Raw genomic sequence first — 21,278 nt, 5'->3', positions numbered from 1 at the left:
TAGTGGCAAGCCACCGTTATCTGTTAATTGTTATCCGTTATTCGTCAAAAACTCTTGACACAATAACCATGAATTGATTATTCATACTTCTTTTTTCTGACCTCCTACTCCCAATTTTTCACCGCAGCGGCGGCCGCACCTTACTTCTCACTCTTCAAAACTCATTTACACCCCTCGCCATTAATAAAAATGCTCGTACCGCGTTGCTCAAAAGAGGCATTGACCGATTTACAAATCAAATCAAGCTGCGTACGCAGGGGAAGTTCGTTTAGGTCGGCGGTAAACACGCACTGATTCAGCATCTGGTTTTCCACGATGATCTGAAGTCCGTAGGCACTTTCCAGTTTCTTAAGTACGTTGGGCAATGGGGTTTCGTCAAAAATAAAGGTGGTGGGATGCGTTGGAGGTTGTATCACAACGGGCTTTTCAATAATACTCGGGGTCAGTTTTCGAGAGGCTTTGTCGAACGTAATTTTTTGATTGGGCGTCAAAATAAGACCGTTACGTTGTTGGGTCGGTTTGTTGGAATTTTCGTAGACCGATACGCGCCCCGTGGCGACCACAACTTCAATGGATTGGGCATCTTCGTAGGATTTAACCGTAAAACTAGTCCCCAGTACCTCCGTCACCAGCTCGCCGGCATGGACCACGAAGGGCTTGGTGGGGTCACGTTTAACGTTGAAAAAAGCTTCTCCTTTCAAAAATACACTGCGGCTTTGCTTGCCGAAATGCTCTGGATAGGTCACGCTGCTGTTGGCTTTCAAAATCACCACGCTGCCATCTTCTAAGTGGATTTGACGTGGGTTGGCGGCTGTATTTTTAACCTCGATACCGTGAGGGGTTTGGAGGGTATGAGTGATTGGATTTTTGCTAAATTTAGTTTGCTGAGAAAGCAGCCATCCACCGCCAAAAACGATGGCAACTGAAGCGGCAGCAGCCCATTGAAACCATGGCGTTTTGTAGAAAGGCCGCAACGTTGTTTCCTCAAAAACTGCTTCTGTGATGCGTTGCCAAAGGCGTTTTTTGACGCTCACCTGTTCGGGTTCACTCAGGAGTAATACGTTGGTTTTGAGCGTATTTTCCTGCCATTCGTGTACCAGTTTTTCCTCGTCGGGGCTGCATTCTCCCGCGAGGTATTTTTCCAGCAATTGATTAAATTCGTATTGGTTCATCAGTTAGTTTATATAAGAAGAAATGGGTGGATATTAATTGTCGGAATGATAGGCTTTTAGCTGTTCTTTCAAGACTTTGAGCGATTTTGTAATGTGATATTCCACGGCTTTCTCCGACAGATTTAACTGCTGCGCAATGTCTTTGACGGATTGGTTTTCAAATCGGCTCATCTTGAATATCTCGACACTTTTTTCGGGCAATTTCTTCATCGCTTCCTCCACAGCTTTCGACAAATCGGCAAATTGAACGCTCTCGTCGGTGACGTAGGACTGACGTATTTCATTGAAAATCAAATACTCCTGAAATTTTCGCTGCGTAATCTGCGATTTTACGTAGTTAGTGGCCAAATACTTGATCGATACCACCAAATAAGCACTCAAATGTCGGATGATGCTCTCTTGGCGCTTATGCCAAATCCGCTCAAACAGGTCCTGCACCAATTCTTCGGCTTCTTCACGTGTTCCCGTTTCGTGGTATGCAATGCCCAAAAGTTTGTACCAATAGCGGTTATAGATTTCTTCAAAAGCGGCTTGGTCGTCACTTTTTAGAAAATCTACCAATTGCTCATCTGTCAGGTTGCGGTGTTTCATCTCAAAATACGGTCGTACTTGTATAGTCAATTAGCTAACCAAAATCCCTAAATGATTTTAAAAATTCTTTAAATAATTTTATTGTCAAGACAAAACAAAAAAAGCACCTTCGTTCAATCAAAGGCGCTTTTGCGGAAACTGCTCCGTATCTACCCTATTTTTTCTTATACACCTTCACATAATCCACGATAAAAACGTCAGGATAAACGGTGTTTCGGAGGTCATTCTTCTCGGAAGGAAGCTCCATGCTCAAAATAAGGTATTCTTCAATTTGAGAAATGCCCATCGTGACTTCATAGAATTTATAGCCGTCGATGAAAAATGTGTATTTTTCGGGCGTCCATTCTAAGGCAAACGTGTGAAAACCTTCGCTTACGCCTTTCAAATAACTCTGCATTCCGCGCGTGGTTTTTTGGTTGGGCCCGTAGGCCCAATGCACGTTGTGCGAAACAATATCAAGACCAAGTTTTTTAAAAAACTCAAAAATATCAATTTCAGCCCCGTACACGCCGGGGTCTTCGCCTTTAGAAATATCCGGCGATTGGATCCAGAAAGCCGCCCACACGCCCGGCGACTTTTGCAGTTGCGCCCGACATTCAAAATAGCCGTATTTCATCATCAACAAACCCTGCGTTCCTACGGCACCAATCAGAATGCTGTCACCTTTTTGTAGCGCGTGCAACTTTAAGAAGCCGTCTTTCACTTCTACCGCTTCGGGCGATACAAAGCCCAACGCACGCGGTCCGACTCCCCGCACGGCCCATTTTTTCGGGTCGAGTTGGTTGCCTTTAAAATTATCTTCCCAAAACAGTTTATAACCTAATTTTTTGGGAGTAAAACGCTCCTGCGACATCGGTGGCTGGGCTGGGCGTTGGGCAAAGCAGAGGGTGAACGATAAAATAAATAAGACAAAATGGAGGAAGGCTTTCATAAAAGATGGTTTAAAAGCCCGACAAAGCCGATTTTTTATAACTGAGGACATATTTTCCTGAACCCACCGTAACCGTGTTTAACTCACGACGACCTACTAACTTGGACTTAACGGCCGTTGCGACAAGGGCTTTTCCATTGAAGGTAATGTTGTTTGTTGGAGTTGGTGGTAGGCAAATGGTCGCCGTGGTGTTGACGGGTACCTCGATGGTTAGGGTAACAATGTCTCCCTTTTTTTGCCAAGCCGAAGCGATGGTACCGTTGATGGAACGGTGTGTAGCCTTTAATGAATTGATATTGGGGGCCATAACTTCAGGTTGAATAACTAAGGTTTTAAAGCCGGGCGAGGTTTCTTTAATACCCGCCATGTTTTCAAACATCCATTCACAAATTGAGCCGAACGCGTAGTGATTGAACGAGTTCATGCCGGCAGGAAAACCGCCTTCACGGGTGAAACTGTTCCAACGTTCCCAAATCGTATTGGCCCCGTTGGCAATTTCAAAACCCCACGACGGGTATTCTTTTTGGAATAACAATTTGTAAGCCGTTTCGCTGTTTCCCGTGGCTGAGAGCGCCGGCAGCATGGGCCGAACGCCCAAAAAGCCCGTTGTTAGTTTATTGCCGTTTTTAACCACTAATTCGTTCAGCCATTTGGCAGCTTTCAGCGTATGCGTGCTGTCCAAAAGATTCATAAAAATGGCGTTTGCGTAGGCGGTTTGGGTGTGTCCTTCAAAGCCCATTTCTCCGTCAACGTATCCTTTTCCATTGCCGTAGGCGGCGGCATTGCAGATAAATTTGCCTTCAGCGTTGGTGTAATGTTTCAAGAAAGCTGCTTTCACTTTACCAAATACTTCTTTGAAATGAGCCTCCTCTTTTTCATCGCCAATGGCGGCGGCCATTTCCTGCATCAAACTGGCTGAGTACGCATAATACATCGTTGCTAGCATATCCGGCGGTGTTTTTTTACCGACACTCAGCCAATCGCCGAAACCGCCTTTGGGGTCCACTTCGGCAAACGCAGTTTCCTTGAAGACGTACTCACCTTTGCTTTTTGTTTCCAGAAACTGCATAAATTTCTTCATCTCTGCCCAATGCGCTTTGATGATTTTGGTATCACCATACGACCTAAAAATTTGGTATGGATAAATGATTCCCGCTTCCATCCAGCCCGGCGAATACGTATCCGTAACGCGTACCGACGGAGCTGGCGCGTAGACGGGATAGGCACCGTTGGCGAGTTGGGCATCGTTCAAATCCACCACCCATTTGGTGCCAAAGGCCGCAATGTCGTTGTTAAGCGTGGCACTTTTGACGTAGGCTTGTGCGTCGCCCGTCCAGCCCAAACGCTCGTCGCGCTGCGGGCAATCAGTTGGAACCTCCAGATAATTAGACTGTTGCGTCCAGATAATGTTATGATACAGTTGGTTAACAAAAGCATTGTCTGTTTCAAACGTTCCTGCTTTGGGTGTAGCCGACGACAACACAATGCCCAGAATGTCCTGCATTCCTGGGGCATACTTCAAGCCTTCGATTTGCACGTATTGAAAGCCGTGATAGGTAAAACGCGGCTCGTAAATTTCACCGTTCGGGTCGCCTTTGGCAATGTACAGGTCGGTTCCTCGCGCCTTGCGCAGGTTTTCGGTCATGAGTTTACCGTCGGGATAGAGCATTTCGCCAAAACGAAAAAGAATGGAATCGCCTTTGGCGGCTTTGAATCGGATGCGAATCAGGCCCGCAAAATTTTGCCCCATATCGACCAAATAGGAATTAGGCCCCATTTGTTTACTATTTTTGGGCGTTAGTCTGGCCACTTCCTGCACGGGGTCTCCGGGATAGACCTGAACCTGTCGGTCGGTTTTGTCAGAAATGGTAATGACTTTTTTCCAAGCGGTATCATTAAAATTGGGTTGATTCCAGCCCGTTAGTTCTTTGGTTGCGTCGTAGACTTCCCCGTTCAAAATATCAGATTCAACGATGGGGCCGTAGTTGGCTTTCCACGTATTATCAGTCGCAATTATTTCCTTTTGACCGTTGGTGTATTCAATTTCCAATTGGGCTTTTAGGGCAGGGACATCGCCGTAAAAATTTTTCACGACGGGATTTCTGACCAACAAAGCATAGCCCAAATACCCAGCATACCAACCGTACGAAATAATGGAACCCAAGGCGTTTTTGCCGGGGCGCAGGTCTTTGCTTACGTCAAATGTTTGATAATAAAGGCGTTTGTTGTAATCGGTCCAGCCGGGAGTGAGATAATCTCTACCGATTTTCTTTCCATTGATTTGAAATTCATACAAACCTAGCGCTGTCACGTACAACCTTGCTTTTTTTACGACACCTTTTATTTCGACGTCTTTTCTTAAATAGGGAGCAGGCGGCAAATGGTACTCTTTGCCTTTGCCTAAATGATTCAGATTGAGACCGATGAAGTCGGCTTTCCAGTCAGTTTTTTGCAGTAATCCCATTTCCCACGTAGCGGGTGCGCTCCAAGGTCCGGGTTGGTTTTTCTTGTCCCAACTGCGTACTTTCCAAAAGCAGATCTGCCGTGATTCAAGGGGGCTTCCTGCGTATTCGATTTGGGAGGTGGCGTTGCCCGTGACTTTTTTCGTGTCCCACAAATCGGCTTTTCCTTCCTCCAGTAGTGTAATGGAAGACGCTACCAGAATTTGATAGCCTGTTTGGTACTGACTATTGACAGAAGAGGTCAATTCCCAGCTCAAACGCGGATGAGCCACGTCGATGACGGGGCTGATTTTGTATTCAGAACGCAGGTAGGAGGCTTTTAAATCGCTTTGGGCGGATACGTAAAGAGAGAAGGAAATGAAAAATAATTGGAGGTAAAGCTTCTGAATCATACTAGTTTAGGGGATATTAGGATGTGTAGTATGATGCAAATAACCGCGAAACTTCGGCAAAACTATCCTTTACCAACCTATCTTTTATCCAAAAAAATCATTTTTTGTTTCTGTTAATAGATTGATCAGCAGAAAACAAAAAAATCCCCAGTGTATTGCTGGGGATTTGATAAGCAGGGAGTGTATTTTTTAGCCAATTGCCTCGTTGAGGTCTGGTAAACCACCAAAGCGTTTCAACGTATCTACGTGCGATTGTAGCGCGCTCCAAAATGTAGGATTCTCCATGTAAACCAGCCCAAAATCTTCGGCTGTTTGTTTGACGATGGGCGCGATATTGGGATAATGGACGTGACAGATTTTGGGGAAAAGGTGGTGCTCAATCTGGAAATTCAAACCACCTACGTACCACGATAGCCACTTGTTGCGGGGCGAAAAATTGACCGTTGTTTCCAGCTGGTGAATGGCCCAATCTTTGGCTACTATGCCCGTTTCGGGAATCACTGGGTGGGATGTTCCTTCTACGGTGTGTGCCAACTGAAAAATAATCGTCAACACCAGTCCAGCGGTGAAGTGCATGACCAGAAAGCCAATGAGGATTTCTGAAAAAGGAATCGAGAAAACCACCACTGGCAGCACCAAAAAGATGGCGAGATAGGTCGATTTAACCACAATTAAATTAAGGAGCGTCATGGCATTTTGTGCTTTGGTCTGCTTATTGACGCCATTGCGGATGTACGAAACGAATTGGATAAAATCTTTTAAAAGTACCCAATACAATGTAAGAATTCCATAGAAAAAGAACGCATACATCCACTGAAAGCGATGTACTCCTTTGATTTCGGCGTGGGGGGAAAGTTTGACAATACCTCGGTCGCGAATATCTTCGTCCATTGGTACAATATTTGTGTACGTGTGGTGAAGTATGTTGTGTTGTAATTTCCAATTTAGCACGCCTGCTCCCGCCAAATAGATAGAATAACCCAACCATTTGTTGACCGATGTACGGTCTGAATAGGCGCCGTGATTGGCATCGTGCATGATGCTCATTCCAATGCCCGATATGCCAAATCCCATGATAATCCAGAGCGGTATGCTTACGGCGAGCGAAAGCTGAAAAGCAAGAATACAGATAAAGGGGAGGATGTAAGCGCTCAACAAGACGACCGTTTTGACGACCATCGTTTGGTTGGCGTGCTTTGGGATATTGTTTTCCTTAAAATAGGCGTCTACTCTTTTTTTTAGGGTTGGGAAAAATTGACTTTTTTCTTGGGCAACAAATTTTACGTTTTCTTTAAGTTTCATTAAAATTAAAGGTTAGATAGGCTAAATGTACGAAGCGAAAATCAAGAGAAGAAGAAGAGTTATTAAGTCTAAGCCTATTCAGGAAACCGCCCTATACTAAAAACGAAAAAGTCTGAATTATAATTACTGATTCAGGGGAAATTATAATTCAAACAACCAACTGACTGGCGAATGTATTTAGTAATTCTGCAATAGGATGATACAAAGATACTGAAAGTCATGCAGATTGATAGCAAAAGAATTTTTCTGGCCAAAATAGTATGGCAAAAAAAAGCTCGGAATTCTAAAATCGTCACTTTGTGTCAGCCACTCAGTTTTGGAAGATGTTGAGCAGGTCTTGCGTTTGTCCGTTTTCCAGCATATACATTGTACAAAATAGCGTTTGATTGCGTATTTTCGGTTTAATCGGAGTTAAGCTGCGGTCTTTTTTATGCTAAAGTGTGTTTAATATATATACCAAAATGAACGATTAATAAATTGTCAACAGATTGTGCTTCTTTTTGTTTGTGCAGTCCTGCCTTTCCTTTATTATTGTAAAAAAACCTGCCAGATTTTGATTGTCAGGACTCAACGTTAGAGGTGAAATTTCACAACTGTTTCTGCTTGACGTGGTTACAACGTGCCTGTTCATGTCTACAAAAGAGCTGTAATGGTGGAGCCGCCGCATAAAACCCCGCCTGTACAGCATATAAATACAGAATCGTAGTTGAACAGATTTTAATTTTAGTATGGAAAATGAACCAGTATGGATACTGATTTCGGAATTGTTGGAGAGCGGATTGGAATATTCTGTTGAGCTTGGCAGGATAGAAAATAAAGATACGTGGATACTCAAAAACAACGAAAAAGAAGTGGTCGCTTATCAAATAGCCGAACCAGGAAAAGTCCCGTTTTATAATGTTTACTGTTTAGTGGAATACGAATCTGAAAATGGGAAGGAATCATCAACCCCTGAGATAATCGCTTTTTTGCTAAAGGGAAGCTAGGCGTCGAGGGCAGTTGAACTCGTTATTTATAGGGAAATAAAACATATAAATGATTTATTTACAATAGGCCCTACTCTTTCTTTAGTGCTTAACCAAAGAAAGAGTAGGATGTTACTTGGCAGAGCCAAAAATTTGCTTCAGCTGGTCAAGTACTTGCCCGCCGCCTGAAATGGAAATGTTGTTAATTTTTTCGGCGATTTTTTCGACGTATTCCATTTCTTTCAGTCGGAACAGCATTTCGTTTTCTTCCATCAATTTGGCGGTGTTCAGCAAACTTCGCGTTGAAGCGGTTTCTTCACGACGCATGATGGCGTTGGCTTGTGCTTTCTTTTCGGCAATGAGCACTTGGTTCATGATTTCCTTCATTTCGCCGGGCAAAATGAGGTCACGAATTCCGCATCCTATAAGCGTAATCCCCAGCATTCTGGCTTTGTCGGCGGCGGCGTTGAGAATAAAGGCAGACGCAGCCTCTTTTTTCTCCAACAGTTCATCCAACGTCAACGTGCCAATGTACTCGCGCAAAGCCAATTGCATTACTATGTACAGTTGTTTTTCAGCGTCTTTGTTTTCGAGCAATGCTTTCAAGATGTCCGTGACTTTGTATTGCACATAAAAGTTGATGCGCAAAGCTGCTTTGTCTTTGGTCAGGATTTCTTGACCTGAAATTTCCAACTGTAATTGGCGGGTATCCACTTTAGAAACGTACACCGAAAGGTTGTTTCGCCACCAATAGTGCGTTCCCGCCGCCAAAGGTTTTTGGTATTTTCCATCTACAAACAGCAGCGCTTTTTCGTAAGGCTCCACGGTATAAGTTCTCAGGTAGCCCAACACCTCTTTGGAGGTCAACGCTGCCAAATCAATGTCTTCTACAATGTCTATTTTGCTCAAATCCACCGTTAAGTAGCGATATTCTACAATACTTTTCCAGAAAGCGTGACGCCCCGGTTTCAGGACGGTTTTAAATGTTCCGTTTTCGTACTGTAAAACAATCTCGTTGTCTTTGACCTCAATGACATCCAACATGACCTTCAGTTTCTCATCCTGCAACAGAATGTTCAGGCTGCAGGGAGTCGCAAAAGGTTGAGTCAGGTCAAAAAGTCGCACTTTTTCGGAGGGCATCAGCCAATAAACTCCCTCGGTAAGGGTTTTGACGTAACTTTCTTGACGGAATACTAATCCGACTTGATACGCACTGATTCTGATAATTTTCATGGTTGTAGGAATGTGAGTGTTTTTAAAATTTGTTTTAGCTAATGACAAAAAGTACTTCATTCATCCAATGCGGAAGTCGGCTTGAGCAGTAAGTTGTGCAACGGTTTTTAAAGCGTTGTTTGCGTTGTTGAACCGAACACTTCCTGTTCATTAGCGACAAACTTGGCTTAAAAAAGCGGTGCAGGCATTGACTGCGGTATCTACCGACTTTCAAGCTTTTTCTGAACTGTGAGCAACCCTAAACGTCACTGTTGTCACAGAAGTACCTTTTGCCATTTTAGCCCCTGGTGACCGTTTTTTATGAAGTGGTCTTCTTCCTTTATCTGTTACTCTACCGCTGAGTTACCCGAATTGCTTCGAGGGAGGAGTCGAACCTCCGACCCACAGTGTAAACGTGGCGTCAAATAAGCATTGATTCAGACAGCACATCGCACGATACGTCGCCGATACTACTTGGCCATTGATAAGACCAACGTCAGGTTCTGAGTATCAATGACTAACTTGACGATACAAAGGTTTATACCATCTGCGCAGTCTTTTTGCGTAGTTGAAATTATTTTCGGAAATTTTGAAAAAATTGTTTCTGATACCCATGCCCGCCAACCGCAACGCCCTGATTCGCTTTAAAACCATTGATGCCTGCCTGCGCAATCGCTACCGCAAATGGACCCTCGAAGATTTGATTGAAAAAGTCTCCGACGCTATGTATGAGTACGAAGGCATGGACAAAGGCATCAGTCGCCGAACCGTACAGGCCGATATTCAGATGATGCGCAGCGATAAACTGGGCTATTTTGCACCCATTATCGTGGTTGATAAAAAATACTACACCTACGAAGACCCCAATTACAGCATTACGCAAATCCCGCTCACCGACCAAGACCTTACCCGGATGAACGAAGCGGTGGAAGTACTACGGCAGTTTAAAGGGTTTTCGCACTTTCAACAATTGACTTCGGTCATTCAAAAACTCGAAGACCATGTGTATGCCGCCAAACATCACCAACGGGCGGTAATAGATTTTGAAAAAAACGAAAACCTGCGTGGGTTGTCGTTTTTAGAAGTGCTGTATCAGGCGGTTGTCCAACAAAAAACGTTGGATATGACCTATCAATCTTTCCGAGCGCGGGAAGCGAGCCAGTTCTTTTTTCATGTGTGGTGGCTGAAGGAATTCAAGAACCGCTGGTTTGCGGTAGGTGTAAAAAACGGTCAAAATGATATTCTGCACCTAGCACTTGACCGAATGATAGAGGTAATGCTTAACGATGAAGAGCAGTACCGAACCAATGAAAAATATGCACCGGAAGAGTTTTACAAAAATGTGATTGGTGTAACGGTTAGCCCGACGTTAAGGGTTAAGAAAGTGAAGATTTGGGTAAGTGCCGAGCACGCACCGTATGTAGAAACCAAGCCGCTGCATCATTCACAGAAAGTGCTTGAACACCTGCGCGACGGCATCATTATTGAAATCTGCGTCCAACACAATTATGAGTTGGAAAAAGAGATTTTGGGTTTTGGCGATGGAATGAAAGTGCTGATGCCCGAACATTTACGCAAGCGTATTCAGCAACGCCTAAGCGCTGGGGCGAAACAGTATGAAGAGGTTGAAGAAATAAAATAGAGACGCAAAATATTGCGTCTCTATGGTAAAGAACTATTATATCTGGGGCAAAACTGGCCGCTTCGCCAATGAATCGTTGATTACTTTCAACACGTGCTCACGCTCTTCGCCAATCAACGGCAGACGCGGCTGACGCACGTATTCTGTTCCTAAGCCCGTAGCCACTTCGGCCAATTTGATGTTTTGCACAAATTTGGTCGATACGTCCAAATGCAGAAGTGGATAGAACCAACGGTAAATTTCGCGGGCTTCTTCAATCCGGCCCTGTTTGGCCAATTCATAGATTACGACCGTTTCGCGCGGGAACGCGTCTACCAAACCAGCAATCCATCCGTCGGCTCCCATAAGGAGGCTTTCCAACGCCATATCATCTACCCCCGAAAGGATTTTAAAACGATTTCCAAGCTCATTGATGATGTCGGTCATGTAGCGAATATCGCCCGTCGACTCTTTCATGGATTCAAAGTGGGCATTTTGGGCCAAATCTTTGAACATCGGAATGGTTACTAAGGTCTTGTAAGCCACAGGATTGTTGTAAATCATCACGGGCAAATCAGTCGCATCCGCCACGGTGTGCATATAATGCAACGTTTCGCGCTCATCGGAAGGGTAGCGCATGGGGGGCAACAGCATAAAGCCGTCTGCGCCTGCACCAGCCGCTTCTTTCACGAACGAAACCGCCATACGGGTGATGTTTTCGGCAATGCCAATGATCAACGGTACGCGGTCAGCGATGGTCTCGCGAGCCGCCGTCAAAAGCTCCAGCTTCTCAGTGTAGGTCAACGTACTGTTTTCACCCAGCGAACCGCAGATAATGATACCGTGTACGCCGGCTTTGATTTGTTCGTCAATGTTGTAGGAAAACGTTTTGAGGTCGAGGGTTTCGTCTTCAAAAAATTTTGTCGTCACGGCGGGATATACGCCTATCCAATTTGGCTTCATATGAGGAAAGTTTTGTGATTATGCAGAAACGTAAATGTTAACTAATTTGTACGCTACAAAATTAATGTGCCAGAGCTTGTCAAACTTTTCGCTAGTTGACTGATTCTAATAGAATTTTACTCAAAAATTACATTTTAACCCTTTTAAATGGATAAAGAACTATCACTTTGCGTCAATTGGCTTTTTTCAGGTAGTCACGAGGTGGCATACCAGTTACTTGTTTAAACTGTCGATTGAAATTGGATAAATTGGCGTATCCACAAGAAAAAGCAATCTGGCTGACACTTTGCGTGGAGTCTTTCAACAGCCGGCAAGCGTGCTCAATCCGTACTTCATTGAGTAGTTGAGAGAAGGTTTTTCGGGTATGAACCCGCAAAAACCGACAAAAGGCATGAGGAGTCAAATTGGCTACTCCCGCAATATCGTCGAGGGTAATGGTGTTGGCGTAATTGGTCAGAATAAAGTTAAATACATTTTCTAACCGCTGATGGTCAACGGGCTTGTTGGGGTTTTTGTAAGACGTCCCCGATAGGCGTTCGCAGTCGGGCGTGAGCGTAAGGGTGTCAAGCGTGTTTAAGAGCAGCATCAATTGTTCAAAGGGACGCAGTTCATTTATTTTTTCTAAACTATCCGTGAGTGAATTGGGGGCCGAAAATCGAATCCGTACTCCGTGCGTGGCTTCTCGCAGTAATTCAGCAATGTGCATCAATTCGGGTGATGTGATGAAAATATCTCCCAGAATAGATTCTTTAAAAAAGAATGAATACGCCATTACCTGTCGCGGCGAATCGGGCAGAAAATAGTCGGCATCGTTGAGCATCACGTGTGGCACATTGGCCCCCAACAGCACTAAATCATAAGGCTGAAAACGATCAATGCGGTCACCAACCACCAAAGTTCCAGCGCCTTCCTTAATCAAGGTCAACTGAAATTCGGGGTGAAAATGAAGGCGTTGGTAAAAATGTTTGTCGTGATCTACCTGCACCCGAAACGAGCGGTCATCAACGGTGGGGACGCGAAAAAGCAGTGCTTTCATTTTCCGAAAGAGTAAGTAACAACCACGGGAAGATGATCGGAGGTGGTGGGCTCGTATAAGACGCGATAATCGAGCACCTTAAACGGGCTTTCTTTGTGCGTCCAAAAGTAATCAATTCGCTTGCCGTTGTCTGGATACGTGGCCCCTTCGGTATTTGCGCCCGCGTCGTTCCAGTATTTGGTCATTGCTTCGAGCGTGTGCTCATCTGCGGTTGCGTTAAAATCTCCGCCTACAATGACGGGATATAGACTATTTTGTAAGTTTTCGTTAATGACCGCCGCTTGCAGACCCCGATTCAGCGGCGATCGATGGTCTAGGTGCGTAGTGCAAAACCGGACGTATTTATTGACGCCGAGATCCACCAAAGCGCACATCAGGAGGCGCGGCTCGGTGGAATCTGGATTGGGTAGTTTGAGCCGCTGAACCGCTTCTATCGGGCGGGTCGACAAGATACCCAAGCCGTATTTTCCGCCCTGCAAATCAATTGTTTTTCCAAAAGCTTCCTCGTAGCCCGTCAACAGCGATAAAATTCGCATTTGGTTCAACTTCCCCGAGCGCGTGGCTCCGCTGTCAATTTCTTGTAGCGCCACGAAGTCGGGCTTGTGCTTTTTGATTAAATCTGCCACGCGGGTTAGGTTGGTTTTGCCCAAGTTATTTTCGCCGTGGTGAATGTTGAAGGTCATCACTTTCAACTTAATAGGGGTGGGTTTTGACTTCTGACCATAGGCAGGAACCCCAGCATAACACCCCAGAAACAACAATAAAAAGTAGTTAAAAACGCGCACAGTCCAACGGAGTTAAGGGAAACAATCGCAAACAAAGATAATCGAATCATCAATTCAAATTCGAAAAATGCCCTATTCATTCTCTTTTTAAGGTCAGTAACAAAAAAGAGACTGCCTTCATAGACAGCCTCTTTCGGTATCACTACTAACACTAAACAAATAAACTATAGATAAATTGAATCTATGAGGAACGATAGGCGGTTTCGTACACTGATTTTACGTGCGGCCCTAAGAAAATCCGGGCATAAATCCGGATGATGGCTAGTCCGTCAATGATAAAACTTAAAGAGACCGACAAAGCCAAAATAGCCTGATTCTCGTGGATATGGCTGAAAATCAAATCCTCTCCAATAAAAGTCGGCGTAATGGGAAAACCCGAAACCCCCAAACATGCCATTAGAAAAATAAACGCCAGCTTGGGGTGTTTATAGGAATGCCCGTGGAATTGGTCTAGGTCAATGTTACCTTCGAGGGATTTAAGTTTAGTAAGACAGAAATAACCTAAAACCCCCGACGCAATGATGCCACTGAGGTACAAGATTGTCTGGTCGTTTTTGAAATGTTCGTTGAACGAAATCGCCAGTGCAATCCAGAAGTGGTTCATGATGACCAATATCCAACTCATCGGCGCTTTTCGGCGTTCTGTAAAGGATTTCAATACCATCAACAGCCCAATCAGCGAAAAGAAAATCGGCAGATAGGCGTGGATATTGTTGGGAATCAGCTCCTCATTGTAAAGACAAACCAATCCAATGACATAGGTAGGAATAAAGAAAATCAACAGTCGATTGACGGTTAGAAAATTCATTTTGTTGCCAGCCCATTTCAACGGATTCCATAAATATCGGTACATCAACGAATCCAGGTTCCATTCCTTAATGCTCAACAGATAGAGCGTGTATTCTAGTTTTTTGGGAAAGAAATGTTCGATTGAACGTGCACGAGGGGAGAAGTTGTAGAATTGTTCCCGAATCAAATAACTTACCACCGACGGTGATACTAGTAGCTGATACGTTCTCAAGAAAGCGTTTCCAGCAAAGTGAAACATCGCCAACATCTCCAACCCCGCCGCCACTTCAATAAAAATCAACCCGATTTGTGCAATAGATGCGTAAGCAATTTGACTTTTTACCGACGATTGAACCCGGGCAATTCCCGTCGTAATCACGGCCGTAAATAGGCCCAATACCGCAATGAGAATCCTGACCGAGAGCTGGTGCTCCCAGAAAGGATAGGTTCTTAATAACAAAAACACCCCCAAATGCACCGAAAGCGAGCCGTAAAAAATGGCCGTCGAGGGCGTAGGCCCTTCCATGGCGCGTGGTAGCCACGAAGAAAACGGGAGCTGAGCGGATTTTGCCGCCGCCGAAATCAAAATCATAATCGAGATAAAAACCCCAATCCACGTATGGCTTTGGAGGTGTTCGTGGACGAGTTCATAATTATTTAATTTCAGGAAAGTAATATTTTCGTGAAACAAATGGTGGCTCATCCACATGGCCAATATCAGGCCCACATCGCCAATTCGATAAATGGAAAATACTTTGACGGCGTTTTTGACGGGCAGGTAACGGTCTCTATAGAAGGCGATTAATAGGAAAGAAGAGATTCCCAAAATCTCCCAACCAACAAAAAGGGTTTCGAGGTTGCCAGAGAGAATGGTGATGTTGTAGCCTACATAAAAGAACAGAATCGTATTGAAAAACCGCTTGTAGCCACTTTCGCGGTGGAGATAATACCGGCTGTAGATGGTGACCAAGAAAGTCAGAAATGAGCCGACAAAAAGGTACGTGGCCGCGATTTCGTCAAAACAAAAATCAATAAAAAACTCGTATCCCGTGGCTTTAAAAAGAACAATGTCTTTAATGTTAAGAATGGGACGGTCATTCAATAACCAATACCCAATAAAGCCGAGGGTGGAAGCCAAATGCAAGCCCACCGTGCCAAAAGCAACGCCCGAAATAACACCTTCTTTAGGCGCAGGCACCAATAAACTGATGATAAATCCAAGAACGGGGAGCAGAATAAAAATATGAAGGAACAAGGTCATGGCAATAACTAGCTAAGTGAGTAAACGGGAAGGTTTTCATGGTGAGTTTCCAACAAAGACGTCATGTTGTTGACCGTGTCTACGTGATTTACCAAAGGATTGTAAGGCACAAACTCCCCATTTTTAAACACTGAAATTTCCTGTGTTTCGGGGTTTATCACGGCCAAATTGACCCATTCATTGATAAACCACTCATACGTTGCGGGATTTTTTTGAATCGTTTTCAAGACTAATTCTGGGAAGTGTTCCACAATCATCAGAAGGCGTACTGGGTCGTGTACCTCAATCATTTGGCTCGGCAGTCCAGGGCGCAAATCGCCGTCGATTCCGTTGGCAACTCCAAAAAGTCCCATCACATTGTGCGGTAATTTGGTTCCTGCACCGAGTTTTTGGTTATCTACGCGTGAGAAAAAATACTCCAGATTAATACCTCCGCATACAGGAGCGGCCGCGTTAAGAATATTGAGTAAGTACTTTCCTTCGGGGTCTACTTGGTAGTCAAACGAATTTAAAAACGCGCGTCTGTCCAGGAACACATCTTTCGATAAGCTCCGCCGGCCAATGATACAAAGGGCGTTGGTGGCGTGGTTGAGCTCTGGCCGAGGCTCAAACAACGATACTGAGCGTGTTCTTATCTTTTCGTGGATTTTTTGAGGGCTCAGTGTGGTATCAATGGATTCAAATCTCCGAGAGCGTTCTTTGGCATTATAATCCAATGCTTTCTCAAAAATTGTCTCATTCTTGTTGTGTCTTTCCTGATTTTTGGGCGAGAGCGCGTTTTCGTCAAAGTACACTATTTCGTCGCGGGTAGTATCATGAAGGCCACCTATAAACTGGGTATCGGCAGGAATCACGATGCCTCTGTCGCTCAAAATAGCCCTGACTCTGGGGTGGTTAGCCATGAAAGAAATCACCCGCGAGTTGACCGAGCCCGCCCGACCCGCGCAGGCACCGCAGTCGTAGGCGGCGTAGTGAGGGTTGTTTACGCTACTTGCTCCGTGCCCTATCACGTACACGATGGGCGCAAAATTATCTATCAAACCAATGCTTTTCAGCAGGTTTTCGACACGAATGGCCATTTCGTCAATCGTGAATCCAATTTGAAGGTCGTTTTCGTGGTGATTGGCATGTTTGTTTTCGATGGTAAGCGTCGAAAACCGGTCCATGTGTTTGAAAGAGGATGCCGTAGCGGGACTCATCGAAGGTCGAAAAATATTGATAAACAGCTTCGCGGCTGACCAAAATCCCAGCGTTTGAGAAATCAGCCAACCTCCGTAAAAAGAGTGGGAGTGTTTGCTGAAATGCACATCTTTTTTGCGTCGGTGTTTATTGCCGATTTCTTTAATTAAGTATTTGGGTGTTACGGGAGCGGGGCAAACTTTGGTATAAAATTTACCGTCTTCGGGTTGATAAAAGAACTCCACTCCAAAAAAACCGGGCGTACCAAAGGTCTCGCAGGCGGGGTCAAATTCTTCCAGATAGCGTCGCAGGGAGCATTCACGGTCGTCGATACAAAACATGGCCTGAAAGCTTTTGCGAGAGGTATCAACGCTCTCTTTCTTTTTGTTTTGAAGTCCCGTCAGTACTTGGTCATAATAACTCCATTCAAAAGCCTCCTGCCATAGCGTAAGTACTTCGTTCAGTTCGGTTTTTTCGACGGGAGCAAAAAGTGGAATTGGCGTCTGAATTATGCGCTCTTTTAACGGTTGCCAATTTCGACCGCAGTGAAAGTCGAGGGCGTCGATTTCCAATAAAAGTTCAAACACAATCACATCATGGAGTGATATTTTGCGGCGGTCGAGCAATGTTTGCGGTTGGTCTTCAATGGCCGATACCATTCCCGACCATCCCTGATGCGCGAATTGCTGATCGTAGAGGTATTGTTGATATAATTCTTTTTTGCCCACCAGAATTTTCAACAACGAGCTGATTTCGCAGTTGCCGTTTAAAAGCAAATCTTTGGCGCGGGAAGACCTAAAAATGCTGGAAAAACTATTTTTTTCTAGCTCCCGCATGGAAGCCAGAAATGTTTTATCTTTAATGGGAAAATTCCAAATCGAAATTCCTTGGTCAAGATAACTGCAAAGCACTCTGAAAAGAATCGGATGCACTAGAGAATCCAAATCGATGCGGTAGTGCTTTTTCCAGTTGGCTCGCAATGCGCCAACCCTGGGTAAGGCCGCAGGAGCGTATTTTTTCGAAATAAGGTTATTTTGCCATTCCTTAAGGGCTTTCGCTCCTTTCTTTTCGACAACGATTTTGTCAAGCACCTCTTTTTTGATGCGCTCCGACTTATATAATTCACGGAATTCATCCAGCGAAAGCGAGACTTTATACCCAAACAATTCAGATGCTCTTTGAGTAGCTTCGTAGAATTTGTCCGTCTGAAATGCGTGCAGTGTATTGTGGTGGATAAAGTCTTTGAGTGGGGCTTGAGCAGGTAAGAAGTGCTTCAAATCATGGAGTACTTCGTGTTCATCGAACAATGAATCATGTGTTTTCATGTACTTACTATGGTGTTTACTATGAACTCAGTAGACGGATTGAGTAACGGCAGTTGAGCAATCGGGCATCGCCGTTTTTTGCTAATGAATATTCAAATCTACGCCGATAAGAATTTCGAGAGATTAATTTGCCATTAAAATAGAAATAGTACTTTATTTTCTAATAAAAAAACTTTGCTTTATTTAAGATGAAATTAAAAACAATTTTCATTTAATTATTTGATTATTAAATGATTAATGTCATTTTGTTGGTTTTGAAAATAGAAAGATAACCTTATGATTTAAAATGTTAACATCTTTTTTTAATCCTATTTTAATGTGTTGATTTTTAATATTTTTGAGATTTTCCAGCATCGTCTCTGAAAATTCAAAGGGAGATGAGCATTTTTATAGTATCTTATGCCCTTTCAATCGTTTTCACTCCATTGCTTTCAACAGCCCATTTATTTTTAAAATACGTTGTAATGAAGAAGAATAACCTTACCAATCAAGTGCTTATCGCGGTTTTCATTTTGTGTTATGCCACATCGTCGCTGCTTGCGCAACAACCGCCGAGTTCACGAAGAGACACAGCTTTTTTTCAACCTCTGCTGGAAAACGTTCATTTAAAACCCATTATCATTGGCAGCAACGGACGGTATTATTACGGTGGACAACGCCTCCGCAACCAATATTCGTTAGAAATTCCTTTTGGTGAAATGGATGACCCTGAGGTAAATCGTTATTTTACCAGGGCGCGCACCATACGCGCGGTTGGCTCGGTGATATCGGCTTTGCCCGGTATTTACTTCTTGGTTACTTCGCGTTCGGTGGGTGGAAGAGGCGTGAGTCGCCAAACGTTCTGGATTACGTATTTTGGTGCCATCGGTGTTTCGTTGACTTCCAACCTCGTCGCAAACGCTCAGTTGCGGAGGGCCGTCAATACCTACAATTCCCGCTTGGGTCGGCCACGCATTGGGCTTTCGGCCGAACCCTTACCTAACAACTCGGTGGCGTTTGGCCTTAGTTTGAAGAAGGTATTTTAATCAGTAGGGGCAGGCCTTGCGTCTGCCTAATCTTATTTTGAAAGAGGGCAGACGCAAGGCCTGCCCCTACAATATTTACGAAAATTTATCGCGCTGGGCTACGTAGAGTCCCGAAATCACCAGGGCTGTTCCGCCAAAAGTGTGCCAAGAGAGCGGCTCATTGAGCAGGAGATTGGAATAGGTAAATCCAAAAATGGGGCATAAAAACAGCCAAAGTGAAGCTTTTACTGCATCAAGACGTAACAAATAAAACCAAAGTTGCAGCGAAATAACCGACACTGGAATAATTAGCCACGCCACGGAAGCCCAAAATTGAATATCCCATTGCGCACCTTGCCAATCGGCGAAATAGATGGTAAACGGCAACAGCATAAGCCCACCGAGCATCACTTGCCAACCGTTAATCAATAGGTTGGGTAATTGCCATTTTACTTTGGAATAATAAACGCTTGCCGCCGATACGGCCACAATCCCCGCCATCAGAATGGATAATCCTCTTGCGCTGGCGTAGCTGTTTTGAAGCAAAGGCCAAGTAGCCATCGCTGCCCCCGACAGTCCAAGTACTACACCAACGGCCTCGTACCAGCGCAATTGACGCTGTAGCCAAAACGCCGAAATAATAATCACAAAAAGTGGGCCTGTGGCCGTTGAAAGACTGCCGATACCCGCCGCGACCTCGCGCATTGAAATCACAAATGCACTCAAATACAGCGTTGTATTGAGAAAGGCAAAAATGAGAAGCTGGCCCCATTCTTTGCCCTTGGGTAGCGGATTTTTACGCCCTTGCACTAAGTAAGCGAAGCCGAGCATCAAACCACCCGCAATCAAAAAACGCACATTGGCCAAAATGAGCGGGTCGGCTGATCTAATGCCAAATTTAGTGGCTACCGAAGCCGACGCCCACAAAGCGGCAAAAAATAAGCCAATGACAATATTTTTCAAGAAAGTAAAGGTGGGTTATAAAGTGAGTAAAGGGTGTCGTTAACGCGCAAAAGTATTATTTACACTGTTGATTGTACTTCGTAGAAGACGCTTCGTCGCCCAAAGATTGTCCCTGTCGCCACATTTTACAGGCTTTTTCTTTTTGATTATTTATCAAAAGCGCTTCGCCGAGCCAAGCATGAATTTGGTCGGTAGAAGGGTCGAGGTTATACGCTTTTTGGAGTGCTTCCAAAGCCTCGGTTTTTTGTCCTTTACGGAGAAAATATAGACCTACATTGCGGTGCGCATAACTGTTTTTGGGCGATTTGGCCAGCGATTGGTCAATCAGTTTTTTGGCTTCCTCCAACTGATTTTGCAGCAGCAATACGTAACCTTTATTGTTTAAATAAATCGGGTTGACTACGTCAAAATCTAAGGCCCGATTGATGAATTGCAGGGCTTTCTCGGGTTGGTTGTTCCGCGCAAAAATCAAGGCCAAGTTATTGTAAGCCAATTCCTGCTGTGGATTAAGCTTAAGGGCACTTTCGAAATCGTCTTGTGCTTCTTTAAAATTTTTCTTCGCAAAATAAACCACTCCCCGGTTGACTCGGGCCTGCACGTTGCCTGCCTGTAAAGCGAGTGCACGGTCGTATTCAGCAAGCGCCTGTTCGTAATAACCCTGTTGGGATTTTAAATCGCCCCATTTTAAGTAATAATTGGAAGAATCTTGGTACACCTTACGAATTTGCTCTAAATCGGCCGCCGCCAGCGAAAACTCACTTTTATCAATCAATACACCTGCTCGGTTGAAATAAGCTTCGGCGAAGTCTTTATCAATCTCAAGGGCCTGATTAAAATCCTGCAAGGCCTTGTCCAACTCGCCTATCCGCAAATAAGCAATCCCGCGATTGCTGTGAACATCTGCAAAATCCTTCTTTTTCTCCAATGCCTCGTCGTAGTAGCGAATGGCGTTGGCGTATTCTTTTTGTTCCAACGCAAGATTTCCCTTTAAAAAAAACTGCGCAGCTTCACTCTGATTTTGGTCAGAACAAGCCGTGAGAACCAATGTTAACAAGGACAAAATGATAACGTAGCCCGAAAAAACGAATTGGATGAGGGTTTTTAGGGTAGGGGCTTTTTTGAAGAGAAATGTGGCCATAAACAATCAATATTGAAGTCACAAAGATAATGCCTTCCTCGGAGGTTTTACCGAAACCGGTTTTTTTAATTAAAACCTTGTTTGTTGGAAAAATCATACGAAAAAAGCAGCCTTTTTAAAGGCTAAAAAGTGGCTGGTTTTAGGTGTAAAATTAATCAATTAACTATCTGATAATTAAGTGTATGTG

16 protein-coding genes are annotated in these 21,278 nt (G+C 44.3%); 3 read left to right on the top strand and 13 right to left on the bottom strand.

Annotated elements, in window-relative coordinates; all coding sequences use genetic code 11:
- Nucleotides 1-161 precede the first annotated feature (161 nt).
- The 5 genes from DR864_RS13020 to DR864_RS13000 all read right to left on the bottom strand — a co-directional run bounded on the left by DR864_RS13020 (nucleotide 162) and on the right by DR864_RS13000 (nucleotide 6,850).
- Complete coding sequence (locus DR864_RS13020) at nucleotides 162-1,172, bottom strand: FecR family protein (protein WP_114067394.1); 1,011 nt, start codon at nucleotides 1,170-1,172, stop codon at nucleotides 162-164.
- Between the two features lie 33 nt (nucleotides 1,173-1,205).
- Nucleotides 1,206-1,763 carry an RNA polymerase sigma factor gene (locus tag DR864_RS13015; RefSeq protein ID WP_114067393.1) on the bottom strand — a complete coding sequence of 186 codons (558 nt, stop codon included), beginning with the start codon at nucleotides 1,761-1,763 and terminating at the stop codon, nucleotides 1,206-1,208.
- Between the two features lie 154 nt (nucleotides 1,764-1,917).
- Nucleotides 1,918-2,694 carry a glycoside hydrolase family 16 protein gene (locus tag DR864_RS13010; protein ID WP_162793781.1) on the bottom strand — a complete coding sequence of 259 codons (777 nt, stop codon included), beginning with the start codon at nucleotides 2,692-2,694 and terminating at the stop codon, nucleotides 1,918-1,920.
- A 10-nt stretch (nucleotides 2,695-2,704) separates the two neighbouring features.
- Nucleotides 2,705-5,548, bottom strand: a complete 2,844-nt coding sequence (locus DR864_RS13005) for a family 78 glycoside hydrolase catalytic domain (RefSeq protein WP_114067391.1) — start codon at nucleotides 5,546-5,548, stop codon at nucleotides 2,705-2,707.
- Nucleotides 5,549-5,737: 189 nt separating this feature from the next.
- On the bottom strand, nucleotides 5,738-6,850 hold the full coding sequence (locus tag DR864_RS13000; RefSeq protein ID WP_114067390.1) for a fatty acid desaturase family protein: 1,113 nt from the start codon (nucleotides 6,848-6,850) through the stop codon (nucleotides 5,738-5,740).
- Between the two features lie 728 nt (nucleotides 6,851-7,578).
- On the opposite strand from DR864_RS13000, the gene DR864_RS12995 reads away from it, so the two are divergent.
- Nucleotides 7,579-7,836, top strand: a complete 258-nt coding sequence (locus tag DR864_RS12995) for a hypothetical protein (RefSeq protein ID WP_114067389.1) — start codon at nucleotides 7,579-7,581, stop codon at nucleotides 7,834-7,836.
- Between the two features lie 111 nt (nucleotides 7,837-7,947).
- On the opposite strand, the gene DR864_RS12990 is transcribed toward DR864_RS12995, so the two are convergent.
- On the bottom strand, nucleotides 7,948-9,048 hold the full coding sequence (locus DR864_RS12990; protein ID WP_114067388.1) for a slipin family protein: 1,101 nt from the start codon (nucleotides 9,046-9,048) through the stop codon (nucleotides 7,948-7,950).
- A gap of 568 nt (nucleotides 9,049-9,616) precedes the next feature.
- On the opposite strand from DR864_RS12990, the gene DR864_RS12985 reads away from it, so the two are divergent.
- Nucleotides 9,617-10,669 (top strand): helix-turn-helix transcriptional regulator, encoded by a 1,053-nt coding sequence (locus tag DR864_RS12985; protein WP_310587570.1) that lies wholly within the window; start codon nucleotides 9,617-9,619, stop codon nucleotides 10,667-10,669.
- Between the two features lie 36 nt (nucleotides 10,670-10,705).
- Here the strand turns inward: DR864_RS12985 and DR864_RS12980 are convergent, their stop codons facing one another.
- The 5 genes from DR864_RS12980 to DR864_RS12960 all read right to left on the bottom strand — a co-directional run bounded on the left by DR864_RS12980 (nucleotide 10,706) and on the right by DR864_RS12960 (nucleotide 17,986).
- Nucleotides 10,706-11,611 (bottom strand): dihydrodipicolinate synthase family protein, encoded by a 906-nt coding sequence (locus tag DR864_RS12980; protein WP_114067387.1) that lies wholly within the window; start codon nucleotides 11,609-11,611, stop codon nucleotides 10,706-10,708.
- Between the two features lie 172 nt (nucleotides 11,612-11,783).
- Complete coding sequence (locus tag DR864_RS12975) at nucleotides 11,784-12,647, bottom strand: AraC family transcriptional regulator (RefSeq protein ID WP_114067386.1); 864 nt, start codon at nucleotides 12,645-12,647, stop codon at nucleotides 11,784-11,786.
- Complete coding sequence (locus tag DR864_RS12970) at nucleotides 12,644-13,432, bottom strand: endonuclease/exonuclease/phosphatase family protein (RefSeq protein ID WP_114067385.1); 789 nt, start codon at nucleotides 13,430-13,432, stop codon at nucleotides 12,644-12,646. Before DR864_RS12970 ends, DR864_RS12975 begins: the two co-directional genes overlap by 4 nt.
- A 181-nt stretch (nucleotides 13,433-13,613) precedes the next feature.
- Nucleotides 13,614-15,482 (bottom strand): proton-conducting transporter transmembrane domain-containing protein, encoded by a 1,869-nt coding sequence (locus DR864_RS12965; RefSeq protein WP_114067384.1) that lies wholly within the window; start codon nucleotides 15,480-15,482, stop codon nucleotides 13,614-13,616.
- A gap of 8 nt (nucleotides 15,483-15,490) precedes the next feature.
- Complete coding sequence (locus tag DR864_RS12960; protein ID WP_114067383.1) at nucleotides 15,491-17,986, bottom strand: YbcC family protein; 2,496 nt, start codon at nucleotides 17,984-17,986, stop codon at nucleotides 15,491-15,493.
- Nucleotides 17,987-18,450: 464 nt separating this feature from the next.
- Here DR864_RS12960 and DR864_RS12955 point away from each other — a divergent pair, with 464 nt between their 5' ends.
- Complete coding sequence (locus DR864_RS12955) at nucleotides 18,451-19,011, top strand: hypothetical protein (protein WP_162793779.1); 561 nt, start codon at nucleotides 18,451-18,453, stop codon at nucleotides 19,009-19,011.
- A gap of 75 nt (nucleotides 19,012-19,086) precedes the next feature.
- Here DR864_RS12955 and DR864_RS12950 read toward each other — a convergent pair whose 3' ends face one another.
- Nucleotides 19,087-19,953, bottom strand: a complete 867-nt coding sequence (locus DR864_RS12950; RefSeq protein ID WP_114067381.1) for a DMT family transporter — start codon at nucleotides 19,951-19,953, stop codon at nucleotides 19,087-19,089.
- Between the two features lie 55 nt (nucleotides 19,954-20,008).
- Nucleotides 20,009-21,091, bottom strand: a complete 1,083-nt coding sequence (locus DR864_RS12945; protein ID WP_114067380.1) for a tetratricopeptide repeat protein — start codon at nucleotides 21,089-21,091, stop codon at nucleotides 20,009-20,011.
- Nucleotides 21,092-21,278 lie beyond the last annotated feature (187 nt).

The organism is Runella rosea, from assembly GCF_003325355.1.
GTDB classification, from domain to species: domain Bacteria; phylum Bacteroidota; class Bacteroidia; order Cytophagales; family Spirosomataceae; genus Runella; species Runella rosea.
This window is presented reverse-complemented; position numbering and strand designations above follow the sequence as displayed.